The following is a 1,436-nucleotide window of genomic DNA, read 5'->3' as shown; positions in this document are numbered from 1 at the left end:
CTTTCGATTCTGTCAGGGTCGGCAATCGTGACCGAACGCCCGGTTCTGTCCATTAGTTCAGCTTGCAGGAATGCCCGCGGCTTGTCGGGGTCCCTGCGCCGAATCAGGGCGGAAATGCGCTGATATGTAATGCCCCCATGAATGACCGGGCTTTGTTCATCGAACGCCGCTTTCAGTTCGTCACGTGTCACGGCCCGCACCCACCTTTCTGGAAATTTCATAATCCGTCCCATAGCGGCGGCGTTTGCACCGCCAGCACGTGATTTTCTGATTCCTGCCGCCCACGCGCTTTATGTTGTGCTTTCCGGCCTTTTGCAGTTCAAGAAAGCAAGGCAAGCAGAATTGACGCTTCATGCTCTCACCCCCTCCCGCTCCGCCGGAAATCCCCTGCATTCGGGCAAGTTTTCCAATGCGGCACAAAGGCGACGGGAAGATCGCGGCTTTCCTCTTCCGGGCGGGCAACCCGCCCCACAATCACCGCGCCGCCGTCCGTAACGAAACGGTCGCGCCCGTCCCCCTCGATCACGAATACGGGTTCAGGGTCAACGGGCATATTCTTTCCGGCGGTCGTCTTTATCCAGTCGATAGCACGCCCGCACCCGCGGCAAACGCTCATACAACGCACCCCCGTTCCGCATGGGATTTCGCGCCGATCTCCAGCATTCCCTGAATAAAAATCAGGGTGTCGCGGTTCGCTTCCGCCTGTTCCTCCCATGCTTTGACCTCTTCCGGCTTCAACCGCCGGGCGGTCAGGGCAGACAGGCCGCACCAATAGTCGCTGGGGCTTATCCCGTATTCCCGGCAAAATTCCCGCTTTGCCTGATTGCTGGACGCGGCCCCAACGTGAAGCGTGCGCCCGCTCGAACTCTGCACGATGTAAAGAAATTTCGGCTTGTCCATCATTGCACCGCCTTTCCCGTCGCCGGATATGGCGACAAGCGTTGATAAATGCAAATCGCTTCATGACCGACGTTCGGATTTTCCGGCCTGAACAGAACAACATATTGACGGGCGGGCGCGGCCCGCCACAACTGTTCAGCGAACCCCAGCGCGTTTACATACGTTACCCGGCGGCTCCGCTCCAAGTAGGCCGCGGCGCGGGCTTCCTCGCTGTCGAAATCTTCAAAGAGGGTCGAACCCCCGGCGATTTCCAGCGTCACCCGTAGGGAAAGAGAATCGCCCGCCGGATCGTGATCGTATTCCCTCCAAATGGGCCGCGGGTCATTCTCCCGGTTGCGCGTGATAAGCTGTCCCACCATCCGCGTCCAGTCCGGGAATTTGACTTTCTTTTTCATGCGTCCCGCTCCTTTCTATCCGTCATAGCACCCGCAAGGCGCACCGCAAATACACCCGCCGGGAGATTCGGGGAAAAGATCGTCAAGGGTTATTTGCGCGGCTTCAAATTCTTTTTGTGCTATGATTTCTTCTATATAGCT

At 57.9% G+C, this 1,436-nt stretch carries 5 protein-coding genes; all 5 read right to left on the bottom strand.

What is annotated here, in order from left to right; genetic code table 11:
- Positions 1-191: hypothetical protein (locus D7X94_RS17900; RefSeq protein ID WP_120429178.1), on the bottom strand; the 191-nt coding region annotated here is incomplete at its 3' end.
- Positions 181-354: a hypothetical protein gene (locus D7X94_RS18655; protein ID WP_158591084.1), complete on the bottom strand. Its 174-nt coding sequence runs from the start codon at positions 352-354 to the stop codon at positions 181-183. The genes D7X94_RS18655 and D7X94_RS17900, both read right to left, overlap by 11 nt.
- 4 nt (positions 355-358) lie before the next feature.
- Entirely contained in the window at positions 359-616 is a 258-nt protein-coding gene (locus D7X94_RS17895; protein ID WP_120429176.1) for a hypothetical protein, read from the bottom strand.
- On the bottom strand, positions 613-900 hold the full coding sequence (locus tag D7X94_RS17890) for a hypothetical protein (protein WP_147401779.1): 288 nt from the start codon (positions 898-900) through the stop codon (positions 613-615). Before D7X94_RS17890 ends, D7X94_RS17895 begins: the two co-directional genes overlap by 4 nt.
- Positions 900-1,295: a hypothetical protein gene (locus tag D7X94_RS17885; RefSeq protein WP_120429172.1), complete on the bottom strand. Its 396-nt coding sequence runs from the start codon at positions 1,293-1,295 to the stop codon at positions 900-902. The genes D7X94_RS17890 and D7X94_RS17885 overlap by 1 nt, the downstream gene beginning before the upstream one ends.
- Positions 1,296-1,436: the final 141 nt, after the last annotated feature.

This window comes from Acutalibacter sp. 1XD8-33 (genome assembly GCF_003612555.1).
GTDB lineage: Bacteria > Bacillota > Clostridia > Oscillospirales > Acutalibacteraceae > Acutalibacter.
This window is presented reverse-complemented; position numbering and strand designations above follow the sequence as displayed.

Coding starts and splice junctions, on each gene's coding strand:
- D7X94_RS18655 (WP_158591084.1), bottom strand. CDS start 354: ATGAAGCGTCAATTCTGCTTGCCTTGCTTTCTTGAACTGCAAAAGGCC.
- D7X94_RS17895 (WP_120429176.1), bottom strand. CDS start 616: ATGAGCGTTTGCCGCGGGTGCGGGCGTGCTATCGACTGGATAAAGACG.
- D7X94_RS17890 (WP_147401779.1), bottom strand. CDS start 900: ATGGACAAGCCGAAATTTCTTTACATCGTGCAGAGTTCGAGCGGGCGC.
- D7X94_RS17885 (WP_120429172.1), bottom strand. CDS start 1,295: ATGAAAAAGAAAGTCAAATTCCCGGACTGGACGCGGATGGTGGGACAG.